This is a genomic window from Nonomuraea sp. NPDC003709 (assembly GCF_040610775.1).
Lineage (GTDB): Bacteria > Actinomycetota > Actinomycetes > Streptosporangiales > Streptosporangiaceae > Nonomuraea > Nonomuraea angiospora_A.
Genome location: NZ_JBEXMW010000012.1, coordinates 305,105 through 318,540 on the forward strand (window position 1 = coordinate 305,105; position 13,436 = coordinate 318,540).

Sequence of the window (13,436 nt, forward strand, 5' to 3'; positions counted from 1 at the left end):
GTCATGCCCGCTATGTCGGGGAGTTCACCAGGCTGTGGGCCGCGTAGACCAGATAGTCCCAGAGCCTGGTCCCCAGCTCTTCCGGCAGGTCGAGCGAGTCGACCGCGTCACGCATGTGCCGCAGCCAGGCGTCCCGCTCCGGCTCGCCGATCACGAACGGCATGTGCCGCATGCGCAGCCTCGGGTGGCCGCGCTGCTGGCTGTAGGTGTTGGGCCCGCCCCAGTACTGGATCAGGAAGCCCCGCAGCCGCTCTTCGGCGCCCTCGAAATCGGACTCCGGGTAGAGCGGCCGCAGCAACGGGTCTTCCGCGACGCCCTCGTAGAAACGGTGCACGAGGCGCCGGAAGGTCTCGTCGCCCCCGACGGCGTCGTAGAAGGAGGTCTCACTCACGTTCTCAGCCTATGCGGTGGCGACCATGGGGATGCCGGCGGAGTCGAGTGCGGACTTGACCCGGAACCTGAGCTCCCTGGACACCTCGGCCTGCGCCGAGGGCAGGGTCCTGGCGCTGATGCGGAACACCAGCGAGCTGTCGGACATCTGCTCGACGCCGTACACCTGCGGCTGCTCCACGATCTTGGTCTCGCGGAACTCGCCGTCGGCCCAGATCTCCTCGGCCACGTGCTCCAGGAGCACCCGGACGGACATGATGTCCGCGTCGTAGGCCACCGGGACGTCCATGAAGGCCCGCGACCAGCCCTGCGACTCGTTGCCGACCCGGGTGATGGTGCCGTTGCGGACGTACCAGACGCGGCCGTCGACGTCGCGCAGCCTGGTGACGCGCAGGGTCACCGCTTCGACCGTGCCGACCGCGGCGCCCGCGTCGATCACGTCGCCCACGCCGTACTGGTCTTCGAGCAGCATGAACATGCCCGCGATGAAGTCCTTGACCAGCTCCTGGGCGCCGAAGCCGATGGCCACGCCGAGGATGCCGACGCTGGTGAGCAGGGGTGCGATCGGGATCGTCAGCCGATCGAGCACGGTCAGCACCGCGGTGCCGAGGATGACGATCGAGGCGACGTGTTTGAGCACCGAGCCCATGGTCTCGGCGCGCTGCTTGCGGCGCTCGTGCAGCAGCGCGTCGATGCTGTCGGGCACCGCGTTCTTGCGGAACCTGCTGGTTATCGAACCACCCGTGGCCGCGCGGTTGACCACTCTCGTGATGACCCGGTGCGCGACTTTGCGAAGCACGATCGCGAGCACGAGGATCAGGACGATTGTGATCAGACTAGCCACCAAGGGCGCCCAGGTCGCATTCTGGAACATCCCGACAAGGGTAGAGCAAATGCCCGCCGGGTCGTTCTCGCAGCTCCCAGCCATTTGCTGGGTCAACTTCTCGAAGTCCAACTGAGAAGCGGGTGGTTGCGACGCTGTCACCAGCAGTAACACTGGGTAGATCCCCCTCCGGAAGCGGTTCGGTCGGCTGCTTTGGACCGATTCGATCCAAAATACCGCCGACCGGACCGCCCGCCGTCACATCACGCCGGGGAAGACGGGGACGCCTGCTCTCTGGGCCGCGGAGGGAGAGAGCGGACGCTCCGATGACGGACGGCTCGTAACGGGACGCGCACCCGGAAGCGTGTCCCGTGCCGGTTCCGGGAGGGATCCCCCGAACACCCGCCAGGGAAGACCGGGCGGGTGGCTGTGGACAGGCACGGCATGCGAGACCGTGCCTGGGCCGGAACCGGCGGGGCGACCAAGGGCTCCGGCATACGGGAGTCCCTCCGCACCGGCCACCCCGCCGGCTCCGTTGACGCCGCCGTGGGTGCGGTGAGCCGTGGTGGCTGCGCTCCACCCGGGTCACCGCTTTGTCACTCGCCCACGGCGGCCAGTACGCGTGCGACCTTCGTGGCCGCTCCAGCCGGGTCGTCGGCCTTGTGCATCCGTTCACCCCAGGACCAGCAGTACCACCAGTCCGGTACATCCGATGCGCTCGTCGACCGACAGGTGACGTTCTCCGACAGGCTGGTCGCGTTCGGGTTGATGACCCGTGCGAACATGCGCCCGCCCTGGGTCTGGACCACTCTCGCGAGCAACCCGTGAGCGTCGAGTTCGGATACGAGACGCTTCAGATGCTCGAAGTTGTCGTCCCCCACCTTTCGTCCCCTCCTTTTGGGAATCGGCTGGTGGGCCAAACATGGCTCATGTCAAGGGCGGGCGCAATGCCGCTTCCCCGGTCACGGGGAGTTGCTTCTCCCTCGTGGGATGTAAGAAACAGTCCCTCGGAGGACGATCCTTATCCGTAGGCTTGATGCCGGGCGTTTTCAAGCTGGCGACATTGGTTCACACTCTTGGGTAGGCGCACAGCTACATGGACGCTACGCTGAGTCACCAGATATGGACCGGTCGAGACACGCGCGAGAGGGGCCGGGATGTCCGGCAGGCAGCACAGGGAAACGGAGATCGCCAGGCGGATCAGAGCCAAGGGCCTGGCCGCCGGGCGCACTTCGGCCCAGATAGCTGACGAGATCCATGAGCAGTGCACTCCGCAATTCGGCACCAGCCGCGTCAAATCCCACCGTCTTTCCTACGGCATCGCGCTGGCGGATGTCATCGAGCAGATCAGAGCCCTGTTCGAGCGTGACAACAAGGCGATGCCCGGCATCGGAGAGACCCTGCTGTCGGCCTACGAGAGCGGGCTCAAGCGCCCAGGACCCGAATACATGCACTACCTGTGCACGGTCTATCGGGTGGAGCCGCTGGAGCTCGGTTTCGACGGGCCGTGCATCTGCGGCCACGGGCACCGCACGCCGGGCGTGCTGCTGGGAGACAGCACCGAGCGGCCGTTAGCGCAGGCGGAGCGTGAGACCGGGTCGCCCCCGGAGCCCGAGACAGAGGCCGACGAGAACATCCTCCGGCGCACCATGCTCAACCTGCTCAACCCCGGGACCAGCGCCGCCACCGAGCTCGACGGGCCGGTGCTCGGCGCGTGCGAGGGCATCAGGCGCCGGATGGACGAGACGCTCGTCGCGGCCACGGTGTCGGCGGCGATGCTCGACCAGTGGGAAGAGGCCACGCAGAGCTTCGGCCGCCAGTACACGACGACGGCCCCGCTGCGCCTGCTGTGCGACGTGATGCTCGAGATGAGCGCCGTACGCGCGGCGCTGACCCACCGTCAGCCCATCGACCTGCACGACCGCCTTCTGCGGATGGCGGCCCAGCTGGCGGGGCTGAGCGGCATGATCATGATCAATCTCGGTGACCACCGGCTGGCCCGCTCCTTCTTCAGGACCGGACGCACCGCGGCCGACGAGACGGGCGACCGCGCCCTGCGCGCGTGGATCACCGCCCGCGAGTCGCTCGTCCCGCTCTACTTCGGGGACGCCCGGGAGGCGCTCAACCTGGCGAAGAAGAGCCGCGACCTGGCCGGCACCATGCCCTGTCCCGCGCAGGCCATGGCACCGGTCGTCGAGGCGCGGGCGCTGGCCATGCTCTCGGGCGCCGAGAACAAGAAGGAGATCGTCGACCAGGCGAAACGCGCGCTGGCCAGGGCCAGGAACGCCTTCTCCCACATGCGGCCCGAGCACCAGGCGGACATGGCCTTCGGCTACACCGAGAAGCAGCTCTACTTCTACCAGGGTGACGTGCTCACCAAGCTCGGCCAGACCCTGGAGGCCGAGGTGGTGCTCGACCAGGCGCTGGAGAAGTACGAGGACCACATCCTCGACCAGACGCTGATCAGGCTCGACCAGGCCCAGTGCCGCATGATCGACGGGGAGCTCGACTCCGCGCTGGACATCGGCACCAGGGCGCTGCGGATGCTCGGCGACGAGTACATGACCGATTTCATCATGCGTCCCGCCCTGGCGCTCGAACAGGCGATCATGGCCCGTGACGCGAACAACTCGAAACTCGAGGAGTACAGGGCCGAACTGCGCCGGCCGAGGGTCCCGACGAAAGGCGGCGGTGCATGAACGTGGAGATCCGGCGCTACAGGTGGTCAGATCTCGACACCATCCTCGCACTCCACCGGATCTCCCTCGCCGAGGTGGGACTGGTGCCGGGCGACGGCGTCTACTACGACGACGACTTCCCGCGCATCCAGGAGATCTACCTGGGCTGCGGCGGTGACTTCCTGGTCGGCGAGGTGGACAGGCGGGTCGTCGCGATGGGCGGGCTGAAACCCGTCGACACGGCCACGGCCGAGATGTGCCGGCTGAGAGTGCACCCGGAGTTCCAGCGGCGCGGTTACGGTGCGGCCATGCTGCTCGCACTCGAACGGCGCGCGGTGGAGCTCGGCTTCGAACGCGTCAGAGGCGACACCACGCTCAACCAGGAGGCCGCCCTGGCGCTCTACGATCGAGAGGGATGGCGCGAGCTCTCCAGACAGCGAGTCGGCGACCACACTGTCGTCTACCTCGAAAAACGCCTGGCCCCTCCGGCGGTCATCGAGCTCTGAGGCTCCCGGCGTACGGCCCCACCCAACCCCTCCTGGGGCCGCTTCCTCCCCTCCCCGGTGATCTTCCCCGGGCTCCCGGCGTGACTTCACCGCCGACATTCCTTCCGTCACCCGCAGTACGCGACGACGCCGGTTCTGGCGTCCGCGGTATGGATGTACAAACCCGCGGGTGAGGCTCTTAACACCGAGGTGTAGAGGAACCTCACCGGCTGCTCCCTGTACATCAGTGGCTGCGAATAGTAGTGAGATGCTTTTGCCATGGCAGTCGTGCCCGCTCCCCGACCCCTCCTGGGAGCCGTGCTTCTGTTGTTCGTCAGCGCCGCTTGGGGGTCGGCGTTCCCGCTGATGAAGGACCTCATCCACCGGTTGCCGGTGGAGGATCTGCTCGCCGAGCGCTACCTGATCGCCGCGCTCACCCTCCTCGTCATCAGGCCGCGCTGCTTTCGGGGGCTGCCGCGCAGGACCTGGATCTACGGGGTCGTTCTCGGGGTCATGTTCGGGATCGGTCAGGCCGGTCAGGCCGTCGCGCTGCACGGCCTGCCGTCCTCGCTGTCGGGCTTCGCCGTCGGCTGCAGCGTGGTGATCACGCCGATCCTGGCGCTCGTCCTGTTCAAGGTGAAAGTGCCGCGCCGGATCTGGGCGGGGGTGGTGCTCGCGCTGGCCGGGATGACCGTGTTCACGCTGCTGAGGGGGATGGAGGACCACGAGGTCTCGGTGCTGGCGCTCGGGGTCACGCTGTCCGCCGCCGCCCTCTACTCCGGCCACACGCTGCTGCTGGCGCAGTTGTCCAAGCGGGGTGAGACCTTCCACGCGTACGCGCTGACGGTGATCCAGCTGTTCACCATCGGGCTGCTCACCGGGGTCGTCGCCGTCCGCGACGGGGTCGTGCTGCCGTCGGGAGGGTCCGACTGGCTGATCCTGGGGCACCTGGCCGTGGTGTCGTGCGCGCTGGGGTTCCTGGCCCGCTCGTACGGCCAGGCGCACGTCACGGCCGTGCCGAGCGCGATCCTCATGTCGTCGCAGCCGCTCTGGGTGGCCGCGATCTCGGTGATCTGGTTCCACGAGCCGATCGGCTGGGGCATGGTCGTCGGCGGGGGGTTGATGGCCGGCGCGATGCTGCTCGCGCTTCCCGCGAGAACCGCCGCGCTGGGAAAGGAGCGCCCCCGCGCCAACCACGCCCTCCTCATCGTCGCCGCACGGGCGGCCAGGACGCTGGCCGACCTGAGGATCAAACGTGAGGATCCGCTGCCGCTCGGCGGCAGCCAGACGCCGTATCTCGACAGAGGAGCCTGTGTGAACGCTGAGACGTGCCCCTGGCACACGCGCTCGCTCAAGGGCGGCGGGGAGCCCAGCCTGGAGCGGCTGATCGAGCGGGCCACGGTCATCGTCCGGGCGAGGAATCTGCCGGGGCCGGGGTGCTGCCGGTCGGTCACCCTGCTCGGCCGGTGCCTGTGTGATCTGATGGAGGAAGCCGAGCAGGCTCGGACGAAAGCCCTCCCACGTTGGTTTCGGTCCCAATAGCGTACTGGTGTCAATCAAAAGGCAACCGCTTTTTTGCGGTGTAACCTCCCACTTATTCACCATAAATCTTGATATTCGGCGGGGCGCACTAATAATGGGAAAATAGCCCCAGTGGGAGAGGTATGTCATGAAGCGCATCATTGTCCGCAAGCCTGGAACCGCGAGGCTGGCGGGGACCTCCAGCGTCCTTCACAAGGGGTGACCGAGGCAAGGTCCCATCTCAGAGTTGAGGGCGAAGCGCCCGCTCAATGGGGGGCCGCCCGGCTGCTGACACCGTTGATCGACGGACATCGCCGGCCGCGCGGCCCCTACACTGTCGCCGCCGCCCTGCTGCGTCACCTGGTGCCGCAGGCTCTGGAACGGGACGGGGACCTGGTGGCGGCGCACGACATCGAGATCCGTGCCGCCGCGCCCGAACTGGCCCCCCTCGTGCCGCTCCGGCGGGCCACGATCGACGCCGGGCTGCCTGAGGACGAGCGCATCCTCGTGCCCGCGCCCCGCCGTACGCTGCGGCTGGCCAACGGGCTGGCCGAGTTCATCAGGGACGCCGTACGCCCCGGGCGGGCGATCGCCGTGTGCAACGGCGCCGAGGCCGACCCGACGGACACCGAACTGCTGGACGTCATGATGCGGCGGATCCCGCCGGACCTCCTCACGATCATGCTGTACTCCGGCGGCCCCGACCCGCCGCCCGACACCCGGAGCGCGGACGAGCTCTGGACCCTGGTGGACCGGTGCATGCGCGACGGATTCCTGCACGCCGCCGTCGAGTTGGGGGAGCGCGGCATGGCGCGCACCGAGCCGGGCGGCGAGCACTGGTGGCGCTTCGCGCAGCGCACCGCGACCGCGCTGGGCGGCCTCGGCCGCACCGACGACGCCCAGGCGATCTGGGACGGGGTGCGCGCGGCCAGCCAGGATCCGGCGATGCACGCCGCCAGCGCGTACGGCACCGCCATGCTCGACGCCCGCCACCCCGACCCCGCACGCCGTGACCTGGGCCGGGCCCGGCGCTGGATCAACGAGGCCATCGCCATCTCCACCCTGCTGCCGGAGCCCTTGGACCGGGCGTTCAAGCTGGGCTTCGACCTCAACGGCCTGGCGCTGATCGAGCTGCGGCACGGCCGGCCGGGCGCGGCGCTGTCGCTGGTCGAGTCGGCCGTCGAGCTGGCGCGAGAGCTGCGGGAGCGGCATCCGCTGCACCGCATGGTGCTGCTGGCCAACCGGGCCCAACTGCTGGCCGCGCTCGGTCACGTCAAGGAGGCGATGGAGGACTACGCGGCCGCGATCGCGCTGGACCCGGCCTTTCCCGACTACTACCTGGAGCGGGGGAACCTGCTGTTCAGGCTCGGGCGGCACGAGGAGGCGCTGGCCGACTTCGAACGGGCCATGCGGGCCGGGCCGCCGCTGCCCGAGGCGTACTACAACCGGGCGGAGCTGCACACCGTGCGGGGTGACACCGAGGAGGCGCTGGCCGACCTGGGACGGGTGATCGAGCTGGACCCGTCCTACCTGGACGCGTACATCAACCGGGCCGGGCTGCTGGCCGCGGCGGGCCGGGACGAGGAGGCCCTGGCCGACGTCGTGGCCGGGCTGGTCCTGGAGCCGGGCAACCCCCACCTGCTCACGGTGCTGGGGCAGCTGGAGACGGCGGCGGGACGGCTGGCGGCGGCGGGGGAGGCGCTGGACCGCGCGGTGGAGCGCGCGCCCGGGCTCGCCGCCGCCTGGGGGAACCGGGGGGTGCTGCGGTACGCCGCCGGGGACCTGGAGGGGGCGGTCGAGGACCTGAGCCGGGCCATCGAGCTGCAGCCCGAGCCCGACCTGTACACCAACCGGGCCGTCGCCCTGCGCGCGCTCGGCCGTGCCGCCGAGGCCGACGCGGACGAGCGGCGGGCCGATCGCCTCTCCTGACGACCGCCTGTCGCGATGGGATTATTGGGTGATGCGGGGGCGAATGGGGCGGGCGGCCGCGGTGTGCGCCGCCCTGGGGGTGTTGTGGTGGGCCAGCGTGCGCCTGGCCTGGGTGGGCATCGGCTGCGAGGACTGGGGGTGCCTGGCACCCGCCGTCGGCGTCGTGGTGGTGATCACGCTGGCCCTGATCGCCGGGTCCGCGCTCGCGCTGGAGCGGGTGGACGTACGGCCGGGGCGGCGGGTGGCGCTGGTGGCGGGCGGGGTGCTGGTGGTGTTCAGGCTCGTCGGCGAGGCGCTGCCGTCGTGGACGTCCTCGCTCGCGCACGCTGTCACGGTCGGGGCGGTCTTCGCCGGGGCAGGGGCCGTGGCGGCGTTCGTGACGGAGCCGGGGGTGGCGCGGCGATGGAAGGTGGCGACCGCGCTGGGGGTGGTCGCGCTGGTGCCGGCCGCGCTCGTCGTGTCGTGGGCGCGGTTCGGCGCCTAGCTGACCATCGCGCTCGACGGCCTGCGCGCGCCGGGGGCGACCGAGCTGCCCGGCGACCCGCCGAGCACGGAGTGGTACGAAGGCCGCTGGGGGAGCCCTTCGTAGGTCTACGGTGGGGGCGTGGGCTTCAACGACCTGCTCAAAGACCTCGATGACAGCGCCAGCGTCCAGGCCGCGGGCATCAGACGCGGCTACGGCGGGCCGCCCGCCCGCACGGTGGGCGTCACCGTGGGGCTGGCGCGGCTGCGCTGCGCCTCGCTGCTCAAGCCCCTGTACGCATGGGTGAGCGCGGCCCACATCCCCGACGCCGAACGGTGGCGGCGGCACGCCGAGCCCGCCGTGGTCGTGTCCTCCAACGCCGACACGCTCAACCTCTGGCTGGCCGTCGGCCCCCGGGTCATCCTCGACGACCTCCGCAGCCGCACCGGCATCGCCTGGTCGCCGCCCAACGGCGACCCCTCGCGGTTCGGCTCCGTCGAGGTGGCGGCCGACGAGGTCGCCATCGCGTACGCGGTGCTCGCCCAGGCCGCCGTAGCCGGCGACCCGGTCGCGGAGACCATCCTGGCGTGGATGCGGCAGGTCAGCGCGTCGCAGGCGTTCGGGGTCCGGGAGGCGATCCGCTCGCCCGGGGCCGGGGTCAAGAGCGGCTGGTACGGCGCTCCTGACGAGACCTGCCTGCGTACGCACACCGTGGCCGTGCTGCCCCGGGGCGGCACCCGGGTCGCGGTGGCCGTGGGGATGACCGCGCTGCCGTACACCGACCTGCGGGAGCGCGAGGCGTACGTCGAGAAGGTCGGCAAGGGCGTGCCCGTGGAGCCCGATCACGAGAAGGTGGCGGGGCGGCTGCTACGCGGGCTCCTGGTGACGACGCTCGACGAACTCGGCCATTTCCGCGACGGCCCCCACGTGTGAGAGCCCGCGCGCTCCCGCTCGCGTCCTGGATCTTTGCCGACTTTTCCTATTTTGTCTGGGGTTAGTGTGAAATTTACTGTTTTGGGCGGATGTGGGGCTTGGCCTGCGGCGGGGCAGGCGTGCAGCGGGTACGTGGTGGAGGCCGAGGGGTTCCGCGTCCTCGTCGATCCCGGCTATGCCACGCTGCCGAGGCTCCTCGGGCGCATGCGGGCCGACGAGGTGGACGCGGTGCTGGTCACCCACGGCCACCCCGACCACTGTGCCGACCTCAACCCGCTGCTGCGCGCCCGCGCCCTCGCCGACGTCCCCGCTCCCGCCCTGCCGGTGTACGCGCCGCCGGGCGCGCTGGACGCCGTCCTGGCGCTGGACAAGCCGCGCATGCTGGCGGGCAGCTTCGTGACGCGCGATCTGGCGCCCGGCGTGCCGTACGAGATCGGTCCGTTCCGCCTGGACGTGTTCGACCTGCCGCACCACGTGCCCAACGCCGGCCTGCGGCTGAGCGCCGGAGATCACGTGATCGCCTACACCGGTGACACGGGGCCGTCCCCCGAGCTGGCGGTGCTGGCGGAGGGAGCGGACCTGCTGGTGGCCGAAGCGACCTATCCGGAACGGATCCCCGAAGAGGACGCGCCTTACCTGTCCAGCGCCCTGGACGCGGGCCGCACCGCGGCCTCGGCGGGTGTGGGCCGCCTGCTCCTCACCCACCTGTGGCCCGACACGTCCCCGGGGCTCGCGCTGCTGGCCGCCGCGAAGTCCTATGACGGCACGCTGGAGGTCGCCTCCGAGGGCATCACGCTGGACCTGTGATGACGCCTCACCGCGCCGTGAGCCGCTCGATCACCTTCGCCAGCTCGGGCGGCTCCACGTTGCCGGGCAGCTCCTCGGCCCAGGCGTAGCCACGGTAGGCCACTCGCTCCTCCTCGGTGAGCTCCCCGGGATCCACCTCCGGCCGCGCCTCCTCGAAGGTGGCCAGGAAGAACGGCTCGGTCTTCACATACCGCACTCCCAGCCATGAGAAGTCGCGCTCGACCTCGACGAACCGCTCCCGCACCGCCGAGCCCGGCAGCCCGGTCTCCTCGCCCAGCTCGCGCCTGGCCGCCTCCAGCGCCGTCTCGCCGGGGTCGATCCCGCCGCCGGGCGGCTCCCAGATGTCCATGCGGCTGACGGGGTCGTACCAGTGCATGAGCAGCACCCTGCTGTCGCGATCCAGGCAGACGACCCGAGCCGCAGGCCGGTCGCTGATGCCCGCTTGCCCCTCTATGGCACCCACCAGCCCGACGTTACTCCTGCCGCTCCTCCTCCAGCACGAGCCCCAGCAAGCCGGGGAAGCGATGATCGAACTCCTCCTGGCGCAGGCGGTTGAGCCGCCGGGCGCCTTCGTCGCGCTGCTCCAGCAGCCCCACGTTGCGTAACACCGAGAAGTGGTGGCTGAGCGTGGACTTGGCCACCGGCAGGTGGGAGAACGTGCCGCAGGCGCGCGTCCAGTCGGGGACGTCCGCCAGCTCCCGCACGATGCGGCGCCGGATCGGATCGCCCAGAGCGTCGAGGGCGGCCTGCAGCGAGACCTCGATCGGGGATGTGTGCGTCAGACCGCGCGTCCTGTTCGACTGCGATCGAACATTGTTGTAGTGTTCCATCTCGATCGAACATTCTATGCGAGGGGAGCGGCCGTGGACATCGGGCGCGTCGGAGTGTGGCATCCCATGATCGGCACGGCTCCCGCCGAGGAGGCGCGTCGTGCGGCGGCCACGATCGAGTCGCTGGGCTACGGCTCGCTCTGGGTCAACGAGGGCAAGAGCAGCAAGGAGCCGCTCGTCATGTCCGCCGTCCTGCTGGCGGCCACCCGGCGCATCGCGGTCGGCACCGGCATCGCCAATATCTGGGTGCGCGACGCCACGGCCATGGCCGCGGGCGCGGCCGCGCTGGGCGACGCCTTTCCCGACCGGTTCCTGCTGGGCATAGGGGTCAGCCATGCCCCGCTGGTCACCGGCCGCGGCCACGACTACGCCAAGCCCCTGGCCGCGATGCGCACCTACCTGGAGGCCATGGACCAGGCCGGCCGGACGCTGCCCGAGCCCCCGGTCCCGGCTCCCAGGGTCCTCGCCGCGCTGAGGCCCAAGATGCTGGAGCTCTCCAGGGACCTGGCGGACGGCGCCCACAGCTACTTCGTGCCGCCGGAGCACACCGCGCAGGCCCGCCGGATCCTCGGCCAGGGCCCGCTCCTGATCCCCGAGCAGGCGGTCGTCCTGGAGTCCGACCCGGCCCGCGCCCGCGAGATCGCCCGCGCCCACATGTCCTACTACCTGACGCTGCCCAACTACCTCAACAACCTGCGCACGCTGGGCTTCACGGACGACGACTTCGCCGACGGCGGCAGCAACCGCCTCGCGGACGCCATCGTGGCCTGGGGCAACGCCGACGCCATCACCAAGCGCGTGCGCGCCCACCTGGACGCGGGGGCCGACCACGTCGTCATCCAGCCCCTCTCCCCGGACGTCCCGGACCTCGCCCACGCCCTGACCCAGCTGACCGACCTCACCCAGCCCCTCGGCCTGTAACGCCCGTCGGAGCGTTTGACCTCGAGTGGGCTCCAACTCGTAGCGTGAGTCGCATGACAACGCCGCAACACAAGATCGGGTCGGGATTCGGGGCCAGGAGCACCGCGGACGACGTGCTCCACGGGATCGATCTCTCAGGAAAGCTGGCGATCGTCACCGGCGGCTACTCGGGCATCGGCCTGGAGACCACGCGGGCGCTCGCCCGAGCCGGAGCGCACGTCGTGGTGCCCGCGCGCCGTCGCCAGGCCGCCGAGGAGGCGGTCGGGGGCATCGGCGGGGTCGAGGTGGACGAGCTCGACCTCGCCGATCTGGAGAGCGTACGGCAGTTCGCCGAGCGCTTCCTGGCCACCGGCCGCAGCGTCGAGATCGTCATCGACAGCGCCGGGATCATGGCGTGCCCGGAGACGAGGGTGGGCCCCGGGTGGGAGGCGCAGTTCGCCACGAACCACCTGGGCCACTACGCGCTGGTCAACCGCCTCTGGCCGGCCGTCGCCCAGGGCCGGGGACGGGTCGTGTCCGTTTCGTCCGCCGGGCACCGGCATGCGGGCATCCGGTGGGACGACGTCCAGTTCGAGCGGGGCTACGACAAGTGGCAGGCCTACGGGCAGGCGAAGACCGCCAACGTCCTGTTCGCCGTCCAGCTCGACGCGCTCGGCCGGGACGCGGGGGTGCGGGCGTTCGCGCTGCACCCGGGCGCTATCCTCACGCCGCTGCAGCGCCACCTCCGCAAGGAGGAGATGGTCGCCGCGGGGTGGATCGACGAGGAGGGCAACGCCCTGGACCCCATGTTCAAGACCCCCGAGCAGGGCGCGGCCACCCAGGTGTGGGCGGCCACCTCGCCGCAGCTGGCGGGCATGGGCGGCGTCTACTGTGAAGACTGCGACCTCGCCGAGCCGACCACGGAGGCCGTCGGGCCCGGGGTGCGCGACTATGCGATCGACCCGGAGCAGGCCGCCCGGCTGTGGGCGCTGTCCGCCGAGCTGACCGGGGTCAACGCCTTCGGCTAGCGCTTCATGGCGCCGTCGGCGATGGCGTCCGCGGCATCGCCGATGGCGACTCCGACGATCTCGAGGCGGCGTACCAGCTCCCGCCTCTTCAGCGCCTCCGCGGTCACCTCGCCCGAGAAGATGCGCGAGATCTCGTACTGGTACATCCGCCGGATCGACCCGCCCACCTTCTTCGCCTCCAGCGCGTCCTGGACCACGGCGGAGGGGCGGGAGGCGAGGTCGCGGACCGCGTTCTCCAGCGCTTCGATGCCGACGATGACCTGGTCGAGCAGGGGAGTGAAGCGGATCTGGTCGGGGACTCGGTAGAGGTGGGACTCGCGGACGAAGTCCCGCAAGGAGTCCAGCACGTCGTCGATGGCGCGGGACAGCCGGAACAGGTCCTCCGGGTCGATCGGGGTGACCAGGGCCGTTTTGAGCTCCTCGACGAGGCAGGCGCGTTCCTCGTCGCCTATGTGCTCGATCGAGCGCATCTGCTCGTGCGCGCCCGTCCTGCCCACCTCGCCCCCGATCATGGCCATCGCCAGCCACGCGCCTTCCTTGGTGGCCCGGAGCTGGCCGAGCAGGGCCTCCGTGAGCGCGCTGTCCATGCGGCCGGTCATGAGGTTGCGGATCCGCCGCAGCCGCTTCATGGTCCGGCCGCCTTCGCGGA

Annotated in this window: 15 protein-coding genes; 9 read left to right on the top strand and 6 right to left on the bottom strand. The window is 70.4% G+C overall.

The annotated features are described in order from the left end of the window. Positions 1-10: 10 nt before the first annotated feature. From ABZX61_RS33840 to ABZX61_RS33850, 3 genes are all read right to left on the bottom strand, one after another. Entirely contained in the window at positions 11-391 is a 381-nt protein-coding gene (locus tag ABZX61_RS33840; RefSeq protein ID WP_355200170.1) for a globin, read from the bottom strand. 9 nt (positions 392-400) lie between these two features. Next, positions 401-1,234, bottom strand: coding sequence for a mechanosensitive ion channel family protein (locus ABZX61_RS33845; protein WP_350731581.1), 834 nt, complete (start codon positions 1,232-1,234; stop codon positions 401-403). 575 nt (positions 1,235-1,809) lie between these two features. Then, positions 1,810-2,094 carry a hypothetical protein gene (locus ABZX61_RS33850; protein WP_355200171.1) on the bottom strand — a complete coding sequence of 95 codons (285 nt, stop codon included), beginning with the start codon at positions 2,092-2,094 and terminating at the stop codon, positions 1,810-1,812. 276 nt (positions 2,095-2,370) lie between these two features. Here ABZX61_RS33850 and ABZX61_RS33855 point away from each other — a divergent pair, with 276 nt between their 5' ends. The 7 genes from ABZX61_RS33855 to ABZX61_RS33885 all read left to right on the top strand — a co-directional run bounded on the left by ABZX61_RS33855 (position 2,371) and on the right by ABZX61_RS33885 (position 10,029). Continuing rightward, positions 2,371-3,912 (top strand): XRE family transcriptional regulator, encoded by a 1,542-nt coding sequence (locus ABZX61_RS33855; protein WP_355200172.1) that lies wholly within the window; start codon positions 2,371-2,373, stop codon positions 3,910-3,912. Then, the gene (locus ABZX61_RS33860; RefSeq protein WP_355200173.1) at positions 3,909-4,397 is read left to right on the top strand and encodes a GNAT family N-acetyltransferase; all 489 of its coding nucleotides are present in this window, start codon (positions 3,909-3,911) and stop codon (positions 4,395-4,397) included. Before ABZX61_RS33855 ends, ABZX61_RS33860 begins: the two co-directional genes overlap by 4 nt. Before the next feature lie 297 nt (positions 4,398-4,694). Continuing rightward, the gene (locus ABZX61_RS33865) at positions 4,695-5,918 is read left to right on the top strand and encodes a DMT family transporter (protein WP_355200174.1); all 1,224 of its coding nucleotides are present in this window, start codon (positions 4,695-4,697) and stop codon (positions 5,916-5,918) included. 276 nt (positions 5,919-6,194) lie between these two features. Beyond that, positions 6,195-7,826, top strand: a complete 1,632-nt coding sequence (locus ABZX61_RS33870) for a tetratricopeptide repeat protein (protein ID WP_355200175.1) — start codon at positions 6,195-6,197, stop codon at positions 7,824-7,826. Between the two features lie 31 nt (positions 7,827-7,857). Further along, positions 7,858-8,310, top strand: coding sequence for a hypothetical protein (locus ABZX61_RS33875; RefSeq protein ID WP_355200176.1), 453 nt, complete (start codon positions 7,858-7,860; stop codon positions 8,308-8,310). A gap of 120 nt (positions 8,311-8,430) precedes the next feature. After that, the gene (locus ABZX61_RS33880) at positions 8,431-9,222 is read left to right on the top strand and encodes a hypothetical protein (protein ID WP_355200177.1); all 792 of its coding nucleotides are present in this window, start codon (positions 8,431-8,433) and stop codon (positions 9,220-9,222) included. 66 nt (positions 9,223-9,288) lie between these two features. Then, positions 9,289-10,029: an MBL fold metallo-hydrolase gene (locus tag ABZX61_RS33885; RefSeq protein ID WP_355200178.1), complete on the top strand. Its 741-nt coding sequence runs from the start codon at positions 9,289-9,291 to the stop codon at positions 10,027-10,029. 7 nt (positions 10,030-10,036) lie between these two features. Here ABZX61_RS33885 and ABZX61_RS33890 read toward each other — a convergent pair whose 3' ends face one another. Together ABZX61_RS33890 and ABZX61_RS33895 are read right to left on the bottom strand one after the other, a co-directional pair. Then, complete coding sequence (locus tag ABZX61_RS33890; protein WP_355200179.1) at positions 10,037-10,492, bottom strand: NUDIX domain-containing protein; 456 nt, start codon at positions 10,490-10,492, stop codon at positions 10,037-10,039. 10 nt (positions 10,493-10,502) lie between these two features. Further along, positions 10,503-10,859: an ArsR family transcriptional regulator gene (locus tag ABZX61_RS33895; RefSeq protein ID WP_350731560.1), complete on the bottom strand. Its 357-nt coding sequence runs from the start codon at positions 10,857-10,859 to the stop codon at positions 10,503-10,505. Between the two features lie 33 nt (positions 10,860-10,892). On the opposite strand from ABZX61_RS33895, the gene ABZX61_RS33900 reads away from it, so the two are divergent. After that, complete coding sequence (locus ABZX61_RS33900) at positions 10,893-11,780, top strand: TIGR03620 family F420-dependent LLM class oxidoreductase (protein ID WP_355200180.1); 888 nt, start codon at positions 10,893-10,895, stop codon at positions 11,778-11,780. A gap of 53 nt (positions 11,781-11,833) precedes the next feature. Next, positions 11,834-12,787: an SDR family NAD(P)-dependent oxidoreductase gene (locus ABZX61_RS33905; RefSeq protein WP_355200181.1), complete on the top strand. Its 954-nt coding sequence runs from the start codon at positions 11,834-11,836 to the stop codon at positions 12,785-12,787. On the opposite strand, the gene ABZX61_RS33910 is transcribed toward ABZX61_RS33905, so the two are convergent. Next, positions 12,784-13,416: a DUF47 family protein gene (locus tag ABZX61_RS33910; protein ID WP_350731555.1), complete on the bottom strand. Its 633-nt coding sequence runs from the start codon at positions 13,414-13,416 to the stop codon at positions 12,784-12,786. The two genes, ABZX61_RS33905 and ABZX61_RS33910, sit on opposite strands and share 4 nt — an antisense overlap. Positions 13,417-13,436 lie beyond the last annotated feature (20 nt).